Consider the following 16588-nt stretch of genomic DNA (forward strand, 5'->3'; position numbering starts at 1 on the left):
TAAGTCCGTTATCACATGCTCAGTTCCAAGACTGCTGGTAAGCGTGATGGCGCTAGCCGAACTGTCTGCCGCTACCGCCACAATCAGTAAAGGCACATCGACCACTGCCACTTGGATGGTTTCCACCGGCGTTATTAAAAAATGGTCGCCATCAATGCAATGCAAAATGCTGGCAAACAACTTAGCAAAACGTGTGGGGAGAGGAGCGCCCTGATAGTACCATTGCCCGCTTGCGTGAATAGCAAACAAGGGTTCGCCCTGCCCCTGTGCCCCTGGACCGCTAAAAATGGGCTCAAGGTTAGCCTCGCGTTTGTCAATTAACTGCGCAAGGGTTTCTAGCGGATGTTGCCTTACGTTTTCCATCACCGACTCCTTTCTCAGCTTCACCCTTTATCCACAACAGTCCTTTCTCAACACCTGCGCACTATCATAAAGAGCGCACGATCATAAAAAGCGCTTTATCATAAACCGCGTTTTTAACGCCGCAGTCTTGCAAAAAACTGCTTATTATCAATATGGTTGCACTTGATTTAACGCTCTAGCTTGAGTGATTGAAGGCTTAAGCGAATGGCTAGCCCTACTGTCATCACTGTCATCACTGTCATCACTGTCATCACTGTCAATATTAGATTAGGCAATGTTATCGCGTGCGAAGTTGCCTACCTTGCTAAATTTACCCTAAACGCCATAGTCTCCCTGTGTCGAGCCTTTATCCTACGGTTAACACATAACCGTAGGAGCCGCCATTTGTCTAGTCATAACGTGGCAATTTAGGCTTTTGCCAATTCGAGTAATGCTTCAAGTGGATGCTTAGGCTTAAAACCCGCAAATCGCTTCACTTGGCTACGACAAGAATAGCCTGAAACCAGTATCTGCTGTTTATCTAACTTTGCTAAGGTGTGCTGCCACGACATTTCAAACAGCGCTTGAGAGCGTTCAAGATTCTCCGCCTCGTGGCCGTAGGTGCCCGCCATACCGCAACAGCCAAGATTCATAGCCGATAACTTAGCACCAAAGTGCGCAAAAATTTGAGTCCATTCGTTGGCCGTATTAGGCTTGGCAGTAGACTCTGTGCAATGGCTAAACCAAGTATATTGCTTATCTTGCATGGTTTTAGCGGGAATATCCTTCAGTATGTCGAGTAACCATTCGTTGGCAAGTTTCACCTCAAAGGCGCCACGTTTGCCGCGCAATATTTCTTTATATTCATCGCGATAACATAAAACCAAGGCGGGATCGATGCCCACCATCGGCATGCCGAGCTGATGCACTTGATTTAAAAAATCGGCACTCGATTGCGCAGTGCGCGCAAACTTATCCAAAAATCCTTTGATATGAGTGGGTTTACCATTGGGCTTAAAAGGTAAGAGCACAGGTTTTAGCCCTAAGATTTCGATCAATTGAATAAATCGCAGCACCAAGCCCGCATCGTAAAACGTATTGAAGGGATCTTGCACCACGAGCACAAACTGCTGCCGTTCCTCAGCTGGAATCGCCTGCAATGCCGCCAAATCATAACCTCGGCACGCGTGGCCATCGAGGCGCTGCTTTAACGTGGGGACAGATAACGCGGGCGCATCCACATAGCCGATGGCGTGTTTAATCACCCATTGGCTCACGGGGTTTTGCGAAGCAAAATTGGTTAAACGCGGCACCTTCGCCATCAACGGCAGAGAGTCTTCAATCCCTGCCACGAGGTAATCCTTAGCGGGCCTTAAGTAGCGCTGATAATAAATATTAAAAAACTGCGCCCTGAACTTAGGCACATCGACTTTAACCGGACATTGTCCCGAGCAGGCTTTACAGGCCAAACAACCTTTAAGTGACGCCATAACCTCATGGGAATAGTCATAATCACGCTTGGCATTAAGGGTATTTTGCATGCGCTGTAACATACCCAGGGGCTTAGCCTGGGCAAGGGCGTTAACATCAACCCCTTCCGCTTCGAGCAGTCTTAACCATTCGCGCATCAACCCGGCTCGGCCCTTGGGCGACTGCACTCGGTCGCCCGTGACTTTGAATGAGGGACACATTGGCGAGTAACTGCTGTAATTAAAGCACAGACCATTACCGTTGCAGTTCATGACATCGGGATAGGCATCGCGCACTTCCACAGGGATTTGCCTATCAAACTGCCCGCGTTTCGTGCTATCGACAGTGTAACGCAGCGCACCAACGCTTTTGGGTGCGACTAATTTGCCCGGATTGAGCCGATTGGCGGGATCAAATAACCCTTTGATATCCTGCAACACGCCATAAAGTTCATCGCCAAATACCGCCGGGCCGTATTCACCACGCACGCCTTTACCATGCTCGCCCCACATCAGGCCACCGTACTTAAGCGTTAAGGCCGCGACTTGATCGGAAATCACCCTCAGCAGTTTTTCATCTGCAACATCACACATATCGAGGGCCGGCCTGACATGTAACACGCCCGCATCCACATGGCCAAACATGCCATATTGCAACTTGTGGCTGTCGAGCAGTGCGCGAAACTCCATAATAAAATCTGCTAATTTTTCGGGCGGCACGGCGGTATCTTCAGCAAACGCAATCGGTTTACGACGCCCTTTGGTGGCACCGAGTAACCCGACGGCCTTTTTACGCATACCGTAAATTTTCTCAATACTGGCCTTATCTTGGGTCACTTGATAACCGACCACACCACACTCACCGCGGGTAATTTGCTCGGTCAACACCGCCTCAAGACTCGCAAGCTTCTGCTCAACCTCGACCGTATCACCGGCAAACTCGACCATATTGAGGCCATCAATCGTTTTACCCGGCACGTCCTGAATAAGATCGGCCACCGAGTGCCACACAATGTCTTCACGGGCCAGATTAAGCACCTTTGAATCAACGGTTTCAACCACAGTTGCCCGCGCGGCCACTAACGATGGCGCATGACGCAGTGCTGATTGAAAGGAGTCATACTTAATATTCACCATTGCGCGCGCAGTCGGCAGCGGCGTGATATTGAGTGTGGCTTCAGTAACAACGGCAAGCGTACCCTCTGAACCAGTCAATATCCGCGAGAGATCAAACTGCGTTAAGCCCGCATTCCAGACATGTTTTAAGTCGTATCCGGTTAAGAAACGGTTTAACTTAGGGAATTGTTTTTCAATCAGTTCTCGTTTGTCACGGCAAACTTGGGCAATGGATGAAATCAGTTTTTGTCCAAGCGGATTATCACTCACCTGTTCGGGATCACATAACAGCCTTGCATCCAAGGGATGGGTATCGAGCACACTGCCATCAATTAATACACTACGCAGTGCCAGCACATGGTCTGAGGTTTTACCGTACACTAAAGAGCCCGCGCCTGAGGCGTCGGTGTTGATCATGCCACCAATCGTGGCGCGATTAGAGGTCGATAAATCCGGACTGAAAAAATAACCGTGTGGCCGCAGCGCATCATTAAGCGCGTCTTTGACTACGCCCGCCTCCACCCGCACCCAGCCTTGCTCAGGATTGACTTCCAGCACTCGGTTCATATAACGGGACACATCGAGGATCACGCCGTGGGTCAACGACTGACCATTGGTGCCCGTCCCGCCGCCTCTGGCACTAAAGGTCACACCAACAAACTCAGCTTTGGCAGCAAGCGTAAGTGCTATCTCAATATCCTGTTGATGCTTGGGATAAAGTACCGCTTGGGGCAAAAATTGATACACCGAGTTATCGGTCGCCTGCACTAAGCGCGCACTGTAGCGCTTATCGATGTCACCGGCATAGGCACTTTGCGCTAAGGCATCAAGGTACGCCAGATAGACAGGTTCTAGGGTTTGTTGATGTGATAACAGAGGTAACATGAGCAGCTTCAGTCAATTATTGTTATGCGGCCCATTATAAACAAAAAAAAGCCGCTAAAAAGCGGCTTTTTTAACACCTTTGTAAAATGGCTAATCCGATTACGCGTGTTCTTCGGCTAAATATAACCAAGTATCAATTACGGTATCAGGGTTTAACGATACGGTATCGATGCCTTGCTCCACTAACCAAGCGGCAAAATCAGCGTGATCTGAAGGTCCTTGACCACAGATCCCGATGTAAGCACCTTTCGCCTTAGCCGCTTTAATGGCCATAGACAGCAGGATCTTCACGGCTTCATTACGCTCATCGAACAAGTGGCTGATGATGCCGGAGTCACGGTCAAGACCAAGTGTTAACTGCGTTAAATCGTTTGAGCCGATAGAGAAACCATCGAAGTGCTCAAGGAACTGATCTGCTAATAATGCGTTAGACGGTACTTCACACATCATGATGACGCGCAGACCATCTTTACCACGCTCTAAGCCTTGTTCTTTAAGCAGTTCAACCACTTGTTCCGCTTCTTTTACAGTACGAACGAAGGGGATCATCACTTCAACGTTTTTCAAGCCCATGTCGTTACGAACGCGTTTAATCGCTTCACACTCTAGCGCGAAACAATCGCGGAAGGATTCGGAGATATAACGGCTGGCGCCACGGAAGCCGAGCATTGGGTTTTCTTCTTCTGGCTCGTAACGGTCACCACCGACTAAGTTCGCGTATTCGTTAGACTTAAAGTCTGACATACGTACGATCACTTTCTTCGGATAGAAGGCCGAACCGATAGACGCGATACCTTCAACCAAACGGGCAACGTAGAACTCAACGGGTGACTCGTAACCAGCGATCATCTCGTTGATTTCTTGCTGCAGCGCGGCATCTTGCTGATTAAATTCAAGCAGTGCTTTCGGGTGAATACCGATCATGCGGTTGATGATGAACTCTAAACGCGCTAAACCGACACCTTCGTTAGGTAAACGGGCAAAGTCGAAGGCGCGATCGGGGTTACCCACGTTCATCATGATCTTCATTGGTAACGATGGCAGTGAATCAACGCGGTTTGAAATCACTTCAAACTCTTGTTTACCTTCGTAGATGAAACCAGTATCACCTTCGGCACAAGAGACCGTCACCCATTGACCATTTTTGATACGGTCAGTCACGTCACCACAACCGACAACAGCAGGTACACCTAATTCACGGGCGATAATCGCCGCGTGACAGGTACGACCGCCACGGTTAGTCACGATGGCGCTGGCGCGCTTCATGATCGGTTCCCAATCTGGGTCGGTCATGTCAGTCACTAACACATCGCCGGGTTGGATTTGATCCATATCCGCGATAGACGTTAATACCTTAGCGATACCTGAACCGACTTTATGGCCAATTGCACGACCTTCAGAGATCACCGCGCCACGGCTCTTTAAGTGGTAACGTTCAATCAATTGTACGTCTTCACGGCTACGAACCGTTTCTGGACGGGCTTGAACGATATACAGTTTGCCGTCGTTACCGTCTTTGGCCCATTCGATATCCATTGGACGGCCATAGTGCTTTTCAATCACCATGGCTTGTTTAGCCAACTCCATCACTTCTGCATCATTGATGGAGAATTGACGACGTTTGTCAGCAGCAACATCTTCAATTTTAACTTGTTTGCCGTGAGCAGCATCATCGGAATATACCATCTGGATGAGCTTGCTACCGATATTACGGCGCACAACAGCTTGATGGCCTTGAGATAAAATCGGTTTGTGAACATAAAATTCGTCAGGGTTTACCGCACCTTGCACGACCATTTCACCCAGACCAAAAGATGAGGTAATAAACACCACATCGTTATTGCCTGATTCTGTGTCCATGGTGAACATCACGCCTGATGCTGCTTTGTCTGAACGAACCATACGTTGTACGCCGGCAGACAGGGCAACACCATGATGCTCATAACCTTGGTGAACACGGTATGAAATCGCACGGTCGTTAAACAGTGACGCAAACACGTGCTTAATCGCCACCAGTACTGAGTCAAATCCTTTCACGTTTAAGAAGGTTTCTTGCTGACCAGCAAAAGAAGCATCGGGCATATCTTCTGCCGTCGCAGAAGAGCGCACCGCAAATGAGGCTTCGCTCGTTTCAGCGGCAAGTTTATCGTAAGCTTCACGAATGGCTTGCTCTAACGCTGGTTGGAATGGGGTTTCAATCACCCATTGTCTGATCTGTGCACCTACTTTTGCCAGTGCATTGACATCATCTACATCCAGTGTTGCTAGAATGTCATAAATCTTCTGGTTTACTCCACTTTGCTCAAGGAACTCATTGAACGCAAAAGAAGTAGTCGCAAATCCGCCAGGTACTTGAACACCGGCATTAGCTAGATTGCTGATCATCTCGCCAAGGGAAGCATTCTTACCGCCAACCAAGTTGACGTCACCCATGCCTAATTCTTGATACCAGAGTACGTATTGCTGCACAGTTCTATCTCCGCAAGTTTATTTCAGTGGCCCCTTCACACCAGGGCAGCGGCATTTTACACTCCCGCAGAAGCAGCGTAAATCTATAATTTTATTTGTAATTTTATTACTACAAGAGGTCAGTATGGCACCAAAGGTATTTTATATTTCAGACGGAACCGCAATTACTGCCGAGGTTTTCGGACATGCCGTCCTCTCGCAATTTCCATTAGAATTTGAATCACTTACCATTCCATTTGTTGAAACCATCACAAAAGCAGAACAAGTTAAGCGACAAATTAATGATTGTTTTATTACAACAGGCGAACGGCCATTAGTGTTCCATTCGATTGTAAAACCAGAGATCCGCGACATTATTTATTCAAGTGAAGGCTTAGATTATGATTTTTTGAATACGTTTGTGGCCCCACTTGAACAACAATTAGGCGTTAGTGCCTCACCCGTACTGCATCGCACCCACGGTAAAGCCAATCACGGCTATGAAGCCCGCATCGATGCGATTAATTTTGCAATGGATAATGACGACGGCCAAACCTTAAAACACATGGATCAAGCGGATTTAATCCTACTGGGTGTCTCACGCTGCGGTAAAACGCCTTCTAGCCTGTATTTGTCCATGCAATTTGGCATTAAAGCGGCCAATTATCCATTTACCGAAGATGATATGGATAACTTAAAGTTACCCGAAGCATTAAAACGTAATAAAAAGAAGCTATTTGGTTTAACCATTGATCCAGTGCGACTGCATGAAATCCGTGAAAGCCGCATGGAAAACAGCCGTTATTCCTCACTGAAACAGTGCCGCCTCGAAGTCAAAGAAGTCGAAATGTTGTTTAAGCGGGAGCGTATTCCCTTTATCGATACCACCAATCACTCAGTGGAAGAAATTGCGACTAAAATTTTAGATGTCACCGGACTTGAGCGCCATATGTTCTAACTTCGCTCATGGACTCGCGAATTTGCCGGGGGCAAATTTAGGTTAAATTGATCTAACTTACGGCAAATTGATTGCACAGATGCCGACAATTAACACAATTGGCACTGTGCAACGCGCCTCGATTCGTTATAATCCGTGGCAATCTGGCGAAAAGCGCCGCATGCAAGCTCGGTATTTTGAATGACCATTAAAACTGACGAATTACGTACTTCTTTATTAGCCAAAGTCATCTCACCTGCACAACTGGCATCTGAGTACCCCTTAACCCAGGATGCCGCCGACTACCTTCTGCAGCAACGTCGTGAAGTTGAAGCCATTATTGTGGGTGAAGATCAACGTTTATTGGTGATCATCGGTCCCTGCTCTATCCACGATACCAAAGCCGCTCTTGAATACGCTCACCGTTTAGCGGTGTTACACCAAGAACTTAAAGAAGATTTATGCATTGTAATGCGGGTCTACTTTGAAAAACCCCGCACCATTGTTGGTTGGAAAGGGCTGATCTCCGATCCCGATCTCGATGGCAGTTTTGAGCCCAATAAAGGCCTGCGGATCGCCCGTGAATTGCTCCAACAAATCACCGAGTTAAAATTGCCCATTGCCACTGAATTTTTAGATATGGTCAATGGCCAATATATTGCCGATCTCATCACCTGGGGAGCCATTGGCGCCCGCACCACCGAAAGCCAAGTTCACCGCGAAATGGCCTCAGCCCTCTCCTGTCCGGTAGGCTTTAAAAACGGCACCGATGGCAATATCAATATCGCCGTGGATGCCGTACGGGCCGCCAAGGCACCGCATATTTTCTATTCCCCAGATAAAGATGGCGCAATGGCTGTTTACCGGACTCACGGTAATCCCTTTGGCCATATCATTTTACGGGGGGGCAAAAAGCCCAACTATTTTGAGCAAGATATTGAACAAGCAAGGTTAAAATTAGAATCCGTCAATGTGACACCACGACTGATCATCGACTTTAGCCATGGCAACAGTGAAAAAAATCACCTGAAACAATTAGACGTTGCGAAAAATATCATGGCGCAAATGCGCGCGGGCAGTACCGCCATTGCCGGGATCATGGCAGAGAGTTTCCTTGAAGAAGGTCAGCAAAAAGTGATTGAAGGTCAGCCATTACGCTATGGCCAAAGTATCACCGACGCCTGTTTAAATTGGGCCGACTCAGAAAAGTTACTACGGGAACTGGCTCAGGCCTCACGCGAACGACGCCAATTGCTTAGCCAATCAACATCAAACTAACGCCCTTATCGCCATGGGCTGCGCGGTACCTTTAGCACTTAATGCATCGTACTTTACGCAGCCCTATATCCTATATTTAGCAGCCGCTAACTTCCGCGCCGACATTTAGCACTAAGCCAATCCCACCGACGTCCTCACCTAAGTCCTAACCTAAGTCCTCGACTTAACGCGCGATAAATATGAGCTTACCCAATCCGCCTATTCCAGAAGCGCTATATCAACTGACACTATGCCGATAGCGCAGAACGCGATTTAAGTTATCCGCCGGTGCACCGCTAATCTGCTTCGGGATGATTGAGGGCTCGATATCATGATTCACGGTCAATATTAATGATTGTTAGTCATAGGTCATGATGAGAGATACAGCATAACAGCAGGCAAGCTATCAACATTTATAGGAATTGTTGCAGAAAGCGGTAGGAACCCTGATGACTTTTCTGTTACATTGAATTCCATCTTCACGCGCAACGAACATAACCATAAAAGCCATGAAGCTAGCAAACTTAAATATTATTATCGCAGACGATCATCCATTATTCAGAAATGCATTACGTCAAGCGCTCATGAATGCCTTTGAACATACTCAATGGTATGAGGCCGACAGTGGCGAGGCATTGCAAGCGGTACTCGATCATCCCGATGTGAGTTTTGATCTCGTACTGCTCGATTTGCAAATGCCAGGATCACATGGCTATTCAACCTTAATCCATTTACGTACCCACTACCCCGATCTGCCAGTGGTCGTCATTTCTGCCCATGAAGATATTAATACCATCAGCCGCGCAATCCATTACGGTAGCAGTGGTTTTATTCCCAAATCTGCCTCAATGGAAACCCTAAAAACGGCCCTCACCGCGGTGCTGTTTGGTGATATTTGGTTACCCAAGGGCGTCGATGTGATCCCGATAGTGGATGACGATATCGACAAGATGGCAAGTAAGTTATCGGATCTGACTCCGCAGCAATACAAAGTGCTGCAGATGTTCGCAGAAGGCCTATTAAATAAACAAATTGCCTATGATCTTGATGTCTCGGAGGCCACCATAAAGGCTCACGCCACGGCAATTTTCAGAAAACTTGGCGTACGTAATCGCACGCAAGCCGTCATTGCGCTTTCACAATTAGAAATGGATAAAGTGGATTTATCCTAATGCTATTGTTGTTCCAATCAACAAAATAGCAACCTAAGGGGTATTGACGTTTCAAGATGGAATGTTGTTCGCTCAGTCGCGCAGAGAGGCATAACCTGTCGTTATGCGACTCAAATGGCGAGCGACTCTTGTCACTGCAAGTCAGCGCAACTGCTGGCCAGATGCCCCCTTCTGGCAACATTTGGCTCACCGTTTCTGCTGCGTTATCGTCCGTTTATGTAAAATAACGTATCTAAAATAACGTATCTAAAATAACGACAGCGCATGGACTTTGCCTCGCCTCAGCCTCAGCCTCAGCCTCAGCCTCAGCAAATTGCTGCAAAAAATCATGGCGCATCAACACGCCCGAACTCTCAATAATGCCAACAAAAATGCCGCATTGTATTGCGGCATTTTTGTATTTAAAACCTAGCGTATCGGTAGGTTTTTATCGGCAAACATCTCATCGATTAATTGCTGATCCCGTAAAGCAACGGCTTTTTCGACCACATCGCGGGTCAAATGAGGTGCAAAGTGCTGAATAAAATCATACATATAGCTGCGTAAAAAACTGCCCTTTCTAAAGCCAATTTTGGTGGTACTGTGGGCAAATAAATGGCTTGCATCAATGGTCACTAAATCTTTATCGATAACCGGGTCGATGGCCATAGTGGCAATCACCCCTACACCTAAACCTAAACGAACGTAGGTTTTTAACACATCAGCACTGGTGGCACTGAACACGACCCGTGGTTCAAGATCGGCGCGATTAAACGCCTTTTCAATTTCAGATGCACGATCAAAACCAAACACATAAGTGACTAAAGGAAAACGAGCGAGATCTTCAATACTAATGTGGGTTCGCGCAGCCAAAGGATGATCTTTGGGCACCACCACTGAGCGATTCCAGTGATAACAAGGCAACATGATTAAATCGGTATACAAATGCATCGCTTCGGTGGCAATCGCAAAATCAGCATCCCCACGAGCAGCCTGTTCACTGATCTGCGAAGGCGTACCTTGATGCATGTGCAAGTTGACTTTAGGGTAACGGTCAATAAACTGCCGAATAATCGTCGGCAGAGCATAACGCGCTTGAGTATCGGTGGTCGCAATATTCAATTCACCTTGATCAGGCTTAGTATATTCTTCCGACACTTTTTTAATACTTTCCACTTTACCCAAAATGTCATTGGCGATATTAATCACCTGCTGCCCTGCTGGAGTGACATGGGTTAAATGTTTGCCACTGCGCCCAAAAATTTGGATCCCTAACTCATCCTCTAACATGCGCACTTGTTTACTAATACCGGGTTGAGACGTATACAAATTTTCAGCGGTAGCCGATACATTAAGGTTATGTTTTACGACCTCGGCAATATACCTAAGTTGTTGCAGTTTCATTTTCTATCCTTGTCTCAAACACGCCAATGGCATCAGCACTGAGTGATATACACTCAGTTCACACACGCTTATCTATAGTAAAACGTTATAATATATCGGAAAAATTAAAGCAAACAGGAATATAGAATATCTCGCAACAGAACCGTAGGACAGAAATCATAACCTAAGCTAAGATAGCTATGCTATTTTATTGATTTATTGTAGCATTAGCTCAATTTTATAAATAATGGAACAGCTATGACATTTACCTGGGTCCTGATCCTCATCGGTGCACTTTTACTGCTTGTTATCGGCATTAACGTCGTACAACAACAAAAAGAGCGTGTTGAGGCTGAGCGTCGCACCGAATTTGCCCGCCAACGGGCCATTATTGATGAAACTGAAACCGTATTATCAAATACGGGAATGATCCCTTGTAGTACCGCAATTATCTTAGTCTTGTATCGTCGAGTACAAGATGCTCTCCAAATAGCGACCAGTCTCAGTACACACCAACAGCAGGTCGATTATCAACGTCGGTTAACCGATCTCAACAATCAAATCGCCTCATTGCAAGCTCAAGTGCCTCAAGTGCCGCCGATTGAAAATTTCAGATTACCCGATAACGACAAACAAATTTTGACCTTAGTGCAAACCTTAAAAAAGCTCAAAGCGATATTACGCGCCGAACATAATAAAGGTCGAGTGGATCCCGCGGTATTTGCTCAAGAAGAAAACCGAATCGATAACTTACAACTACGAATAAATGTGGATTCCATGCTATCTCGCGCCCGAGCCGCGTGTTTTATGAAACAATACGGCTCCGCCAAGCAAATGGTCAGCAAAGCCTTAGCCACATTACACACAATTAAAGCGCAGACGCCCAATGACCCTTTTATTGGCCGTAAGGTTGATGAAGCCAAACACTTACTTGATGAAATCATGGGCGCGCAAAAACTGTCACAGCCTAGCGCACCAAAACCAAAAAACGAAGAAGATGACATTGATATGCTATTTCAACCGAAAAAGAAATGGTGATATCGCAATAACAACAGGCGTCAATTTATACCCTGCTTTTTATTTCTGAGCATAAAAAAACCAAGTCCATGACTTGGTTTTTTTATGGTTTATCGCTAAAGATTCACGTCCGCGTAGATAGCCCCCCAATGCCATAAAGCGCTAATGGCCTAATGGCGGCTCAAATTAACATACCTTAAGCGAGCAGGACTAGCACTGCACATCTATCACTGAGGGCATATCTCTATCACTGAGGGCATATCGCCGACACTGGGTCCTCGACGTATATGCCCTCATGGCGATATTAAAGCGTAGTAAACTCTAAGTTTTACGCTCTAAGCTCTAAGCCTTTGTGGCCTTTGTGGCTTTTTTGGTGGTAGTGGTACTAACCCAACTACCGTTGACAAAGTGCGCCGACCAACCCGTTGCTTTGCCATCGACCTCAGTTGCAACGTATTGCTCCTTAGTCTTGCGGCTAAATTTAACCGCCGCTTTATTACCCTCATCATCGGTGATGGGAGCATCGGCTAAGTATTGATATTTAGGCCAAAGCAGCTCACGGTACTTAACTAACTCCTCAACCAAAGGTGCTCGGGTTTCCCTGGATTTAGGAAAAGTACTCGCCGCTAAAAAGATCCCCGCTGCGCCATCACGTAAGACAAAATGCGCCTCTGATTTGCTGCATTTAAGCTCTGGCAAATAGATAGGATCTTCTTTTGGTGGCGCGGCCTCGCCGTTTTTCAGTAATTTACGGGTATTTTTACAGTCTTCATTGCTGCAACCAAAATATTTACCAAACCGGCCATTTTTCAGTTCCATGTCATGACCACAACGATCACATTCGATCAGCGGCCCTTCATAACCTTTAATCTTAAACTGGCCTTCTTCGACCTCATAACCTTCACAAATGGGGTTATTACCACAAACGTGTAATTTACGTTTTTCATCAATTAAATAACTATCCATCGCTGTGCCACAGATAGCGCAGCGATGCTTGGCGCGCAGAGCATCGGTCTCCGCATCTTCACTGCTTTCACTAATGGCCTCAACCCCTGGGGTTAAATTCATTGTGGTTTTGCAGCGCTCTTTTGGCGGCAATTCATAGCCTGAGCAGCCAAGAAATACCCCGGTAGTACCGGTACGGATCCCCATTGGACGACCACAGGTTGAGCATTGAATGTTGGTCATCACCATTTGGTTAAGACGCATTCCCCCCTCTTCAGGATCAAGCTCAGCTTTGGCTAACTGTTTAGTGAAGTCTGCGTAAAACCCATCGAGCACTTTTTTCCACTCGAGTTCACCCCGGGCGACATCGTCTAAGGTTTGCTCCATGCTGGCAGTAAAGTCATAGCTCATCAAATCGGCAAAACTACCGACTAACCGTTCACTAACGATTTCACCCATTTTTTCAGCATAGAAGCGACGGTTTTCCACTTTCACATAACCGCGATCTTGGATGGTTGAGATAATCGTTGCATAAGTCGATGGCCGGCCAATACCGCGTTTTTCTAACTCTTTTACCAGTGAGGCTTCACTGTAACGGGCCGGAGGCTTCGTAAAATGCTGTTTAGGCTCTAATTGGTCTAAAGACAGTACATCGCCTTCGTTAACCACTGGTAGCGTATAGTCTTCTTCATTTTTCTTTTTAAGTGCCGTCTGCACTCGAGTCCAACCGTCAAAACGCAGCGTACGGCCTGAGGCTTTAAGCTCATAGTCACCGGCTTTTACCGTTAAACGGGTGGCATCATATTGCGCAGGCGTCATCTGGCAGGAAACAAACTGGCGCCAGATAAGCTCATATAACCGCTGCGCATCACGTTCCATATCACTGAGCTGCGCCGCTTGAACTTGGACGTTAGATGGACGAATCGCTTCGTGAGCTTCTTGGGCGCCTTCTTTCGAACCATAACGAATAGGATCTGCAGGTAAATATTTAGCACCAAATTCTTTAGCAATCATGTCGCGCACACTATCTAGCGCTTCTTGGCTTAAATTGGTCGAATCGGTACGCATGTAAGTAATGTGGCCCGCTTCGTATAACCGCTGCGCCATCATCATGGTTTTTTTCACGCCAAAACCTAAACGAGTACTGGCAGCCTGCTGTAAGGTTGAGGTGATAAACGGTGCAGAAGGCTTACTTTGAGTCGCTTTATCTTCGCGCGCAATCACTTTGAAGCTCGCAGCAGACAAGGCCTGCACGGCCGCTAAGGCTTGCTGCTCGTTGGTTGGCTCAAAAGCGGCATCAAGATACTTAACCACTTCCATGCGCAGCGCTTCATTCGCTGGCGTGTTTAATTGTGCATGCACATCCCAAAATTCTTCTGGCACAAAAGCTTTAATTTCGCTTTCACGTTCAACGACTAAGCGCACTGCAACGGATTGTACTCGTCCGGCCGACAAGCCACGAGCCACCTTTTTCCACAGCAGAGGTGAGACCATAAAGCCCACGACGCGGTCTAAGAAGCGGCGCGCTTGTTGCGCGTTAACCATATTAGTATCGAGCGTCGATGGCTTACTAAAGGCCTCTTGGATCGCCGATTTAGTGATCTCGTTAAACACGACTCGTTGATACCGCGAAGGATCGCCACCAATCACCTCCTGTAAATGCCAGGCGATAGCTTCTCCCTCACGGTCTAAGTCGGTTGCGAGATAAATATGGTCAGCAGAATCCGCTAAGGCTTGCAGCTCTTTAACGACCTTTTCTTTACCCGGCAAAATTTGATATTTAGCCGCCCAGCCCTGTTCAGGGTTAACGCCCATGCGAGACACCAGCGCTTGCTGATCCTTCACCTTTTTATATCGCGCCTTTTCTTCAGGCGACATCTTCTTCACTTCGGCAGCCGATTTTGCCTTGACGTTGCCCTCAGAAGTTGACGATGTGGGCAGATCACGGATGTGACCCACACTCGATTTAACGATGAACTCTTTGCCAAGATATTTATTAATAGTCTTAGCTTTGGCCGGCGATTCGACAATAACTAGCGATTTACCCATAGTTTGATTTGCGCCAAAAAATCTCAAGAAGGTGGAAATTGGCTCCATATATAGAGGGTTGTACAAATAGTTTCAAGTTAATCCCTCTTTTACATGGTCCAGCGAGTCACTTTTTAATCAAAGTTGAAAAAATGTAAAAAAATAATATTGCGTAATTAAAAACTAATATTTCATTATTTGCCAGCAAGCAAGAAATAGTTATGCATTTAGTGCGAAAAAGTCGTTTGGAGCACAAAATCATGCGCTTGTGCGCATTCATGGCTTCAGTATACTGCCCACCAAGGGGACATCTCATTCCACAATAACCATCCCCATCACAAGGATAAGCAATGAAGCACTTTGAAGCGAATTTTGATGGACTGGTAGGGCCTACCCACAATTATGCGGGTCTATCCTTTGGTAATGTGGCCTCAGTGAACCATGCCGCGCAGGTCGCTAACCCTAAAGCTGCGGCCAAACAAGGGCTACAAAAAGCCAAAGCATTAGCTGACATGGGCCTCATTCAAGGCATGTTAGCGCCCCAAGAGCGCCCCGACATCTATACACTGCGCCGTATGGGCTTTTCAGGAAATGATGCCAGCGTACTGCAACAAGCCGCCAAAAACGCTCCGGCATTGCTCAACGCCTGTTGCAGCGCCTCGAGCATGTGGACTGCCAATGCGGCCACAGTCTCCCCGAGTGCCGACACCCTTGATGGTAAACTGCATTTTACCCCAGCCAATTTGGTCGATAAGCTGCACCGTAGCCTCGAACCCTCCACCACGGGGCGCATCTTAACAGCAACATTCAACGATCCCCACTATTTTCATCATCACCTTCATTTACCTGAACATAATAGCTTCGGTGACGAAGGCGCCGCCAATCACACCCGTTTATGCCAATCCTATGGCCATGCAGGGGTAGAGCTGTTTGTTTATGGCCAAGAAGCCACCAACCCCAAGACACCTAAACCGCGTAAATATCCGGCAAGACAAACCTTAGAAGCCTCAATGGCCGTGGCGCGCTTACATCAACTGACGCAAGACAATTGCGTTTTTATACAACAAAATCCCGATGTCATTGATCAAGGGGTATTTCACAATGATGTTATCGCCGTGGGCAACCAAAATGTGCTGTTCTATCATGAGCAGGCTTTTTTAAACACCCAAGATAAAATGGCTGAAATTCAACGTAAGCTCAACACTGAGCTGTTCTTTATCGAAGTGCCCACCGCGAAGGTCAGTATTAACGATGCCGTTAATAGCTATTTATTCAACACCCAAATCATCACCCTGCCCTCAGGGGAAATGGCCATTATCGCCCCAACCGATTGCCAAGAAAATCCAGCCGTATCCGCCTATTTAACAGAACTGCTCACACTCAACACCCCCATTAAGCAAGTGCGTTATGTTGACGTCAAACAAAGTATGCAAAACGGTGGCGGCCCCGCTTGCCTGCGTTTGCGAGTCGCGATGAATTCAAAAGAAATTGAAGCTGTGAATCAACACACCTTAATGAATGATGCTCTTTTTAGCCGTTTAACTGCGTGGGTAGATAAACATTACCGTGACCGCTTAAGTACTCAAGATTTAGCCGACCCCCAACTACTC

Annotated in this window: 10 protein-coding genes; 5 read left to right on the top strand and 5 right to left on the bottom strand. The window is 46.9% G+C overall.

Annotated features, from left to right (window positions below):
• The 3 genes from ACRCZA_RS15100 to ppsA form a co-directional block, all read right to left on the bottom strand.
• A partial coding sequence (locus ACRCZA_RS15100) for a DUF1285 domain-containing protein (protein ID WP_438675215.1) occupies window positions 1–387 on the bottom strand: 387 nt, incomplete at its 3' end.
• A gap of 383 nt (window positions 388–770) precedes the next feature.
• Window positions 771–3812: a D-2-hydroxyglutarate dehydrogenase YdiJ gene (ydiJ, locus tag ACRCZA_RS15105; RefSeq protein ID WP_438675216.1), complete on the bottom strand. Its 3042-nt coding sequence runs from the start codon at window positions 3810–3812 to the stop codon at window positions 771–773.
• Window positions 3813–3911: 99 nt separating this feature from the next.
• Complete coding sequence (gene ppsA, locus ACRCZA_RS15110; RefSeq protein ID WP_438675217.1) at window positions 3912–6281, bottom strand: phosphoenolpyruvate synthase; 2370 nt, start codon at window positions 6279–6281, stop codon at window positions 3912–3914.
• A 124-nt stretch (window positions 6282–6405) separates the two neighbouring features.
• On the opposite strand from ppsA, the gene ppsR reads away from it, so the two are divergent.
• The 3 genes from ppsR (at window position 6406) to ACRCZA_RS15125 (ending at window position 9626) form a co-directional block, all read left to right on the top strand.
• Entirely contained in the window at window positions 6406–7218 is an 813-nt protein-coding gene (gene ppsR, locus ACRCZA_RS15115) for a posphoenolpyruvate synthetase regulatory kinase/phosphorylase PpsR (RefSeq protein ID WP_438675218.1), read from the top strand.
• A gap of 180 nt (window positions 7219–7398) precedes the next feature.
• A complete protein-coding gene (locus ACRCZA_RS15120; RefSeq protein WP_438675219.1) occupies window positions 7399–8475 on the top strand; it encodes a 3-deoxy-7-phosphoheptulonate synthase in 1077 nt (358 codons plus the stop codon).
• 488 nt (window positions 8476–8963) lie between these two features.
• On the top strand, window positions 8964–9626 hold the full coding sequence (locus ACRCZA_RS15125) for a response regulator transcription factor (RefSeq protein ID WP_438675220.1): 663 nt from the start codon (window positions 8964–8966) through the stop codon (window positions 9624–9626).
• A gap of 408 nt (window positions 9627–10034) precedes the next feature.
• On the opposite strand, the gene cysB is transcribed toward ACRCZA_RS15125, so the two are convergent.
• The gene (gene cysB, locus ACRCZA_RS15130; protein ID WP_438675221.1) at window positions 10035–11009 is read right to left on the bottom strand and encodes an HTH-type transcriptional regulator CysB; all 975 of its coding nucleotides are present in this window, start codon (window positions 11007–11009) and stop codon (window positions 10035–10037) included.
• 237 nt (window positions 11010–11246) lie between these two features.
• Between cysB and zomB the strand changes: the two genes are divergently transcribed.
• On the top strand, window positions 11247–12026 hold the full coding sequence (gene zomB, locus ACRCZA_RS15135; RefSeq protein ID WP_438675222.1) for a flagellar motor control protein ZomB: 780 nt from the start codon (window positions 11247–11249) through the stop codon (window positions 12024–12026).
• A gap of 321 nt (window positions 12027–12347) precedes the next feature.
• Here the strand turns inward: zomB and topA are convergent, their stop codons facing one another.
• The gene (gene topA / locus ACRCZA_RS15140; protein ID WP_438675223.1) at window positions 12348–14999 is read right to left on the bottom strand and encodes a type I DNA topoisomerase; all 2652 of its coding nucleotides are present in this window, start codon (window positions 14997–14999) and stop codon (window positions 12348–12350) included.
• 329 nt (window positions 15000–15328) lie between these two features.
• Between topA and astB the strand changes: the two genes are divergently transcribed.
• The coding region (gene astB, locus ACRCZA_RS15145; RefSeq protein ID WP_438675224.1) for an N-succinylarginine dihydrolase at window positions 15329–16588 on the top strand (1260 nt) is incomplete at its 3' end.

This window comes from Shewanella sp. (assembly GCF_051658185.1).
GTDB lineage: Bacteria > Pseudomonadota > Gammaproteobacteria > Enterobacterales > Shewanellaceae > Shewanella.

What these genes read in the sequence shown, in the direction of transcription:
- cysB (WP_438675221.1), bottom strand. Translation starts at nt 11,009, where the DNA reads ATGAAACTGCAACAACTTAGGTATATTGCCGAGGTCGTAAAACATAAC.
- zomB (WP_438675222.1), top strand. Translation starts at nt 11,247, where the DNA reads ATGACATTTACCTGGGTCCTGATCCTCATCGGTGCACTTTTACTGCTT.
- ydiJ (WP_438675216.1), bottom strand. Translation starts at nt 3,812, where the DNA reads ATGTTACCTCTGTTATCACATCAACAAACCCTAGAACCTGTCTATCTG.
- ACRCZA_RS15125 (WP_438675220.1), top strand. Translation starts at nt 8,964, where the DNA reads ATGAAGCTAGCAAACTTAAATATTATTATCGCAGACGATCATCCATTA.
- ppsR (WP_438675218.1), top strand. Translation starts at nt 6,406, where the DNA reads ATGGCACCAAAGGTATTTTATATTTCAGACGGAACCGCAATTACTGCC.
- topA (WP_438675223.1), bottom strand. Translation starts at nt 14,999, where the DNA reads ATGGGTAAATCGCTAGTTATTGTCGAATCGCCGGCCAAAGCTAAGACT.
- ACRCZA_RS15120 (WP_438675219.1), top strand. Translation starts at nt 7,399, where the DNA reads ATGACCATTAAAACTGACGAATTACGTACTTCTTTATTAGCCAAAGTC.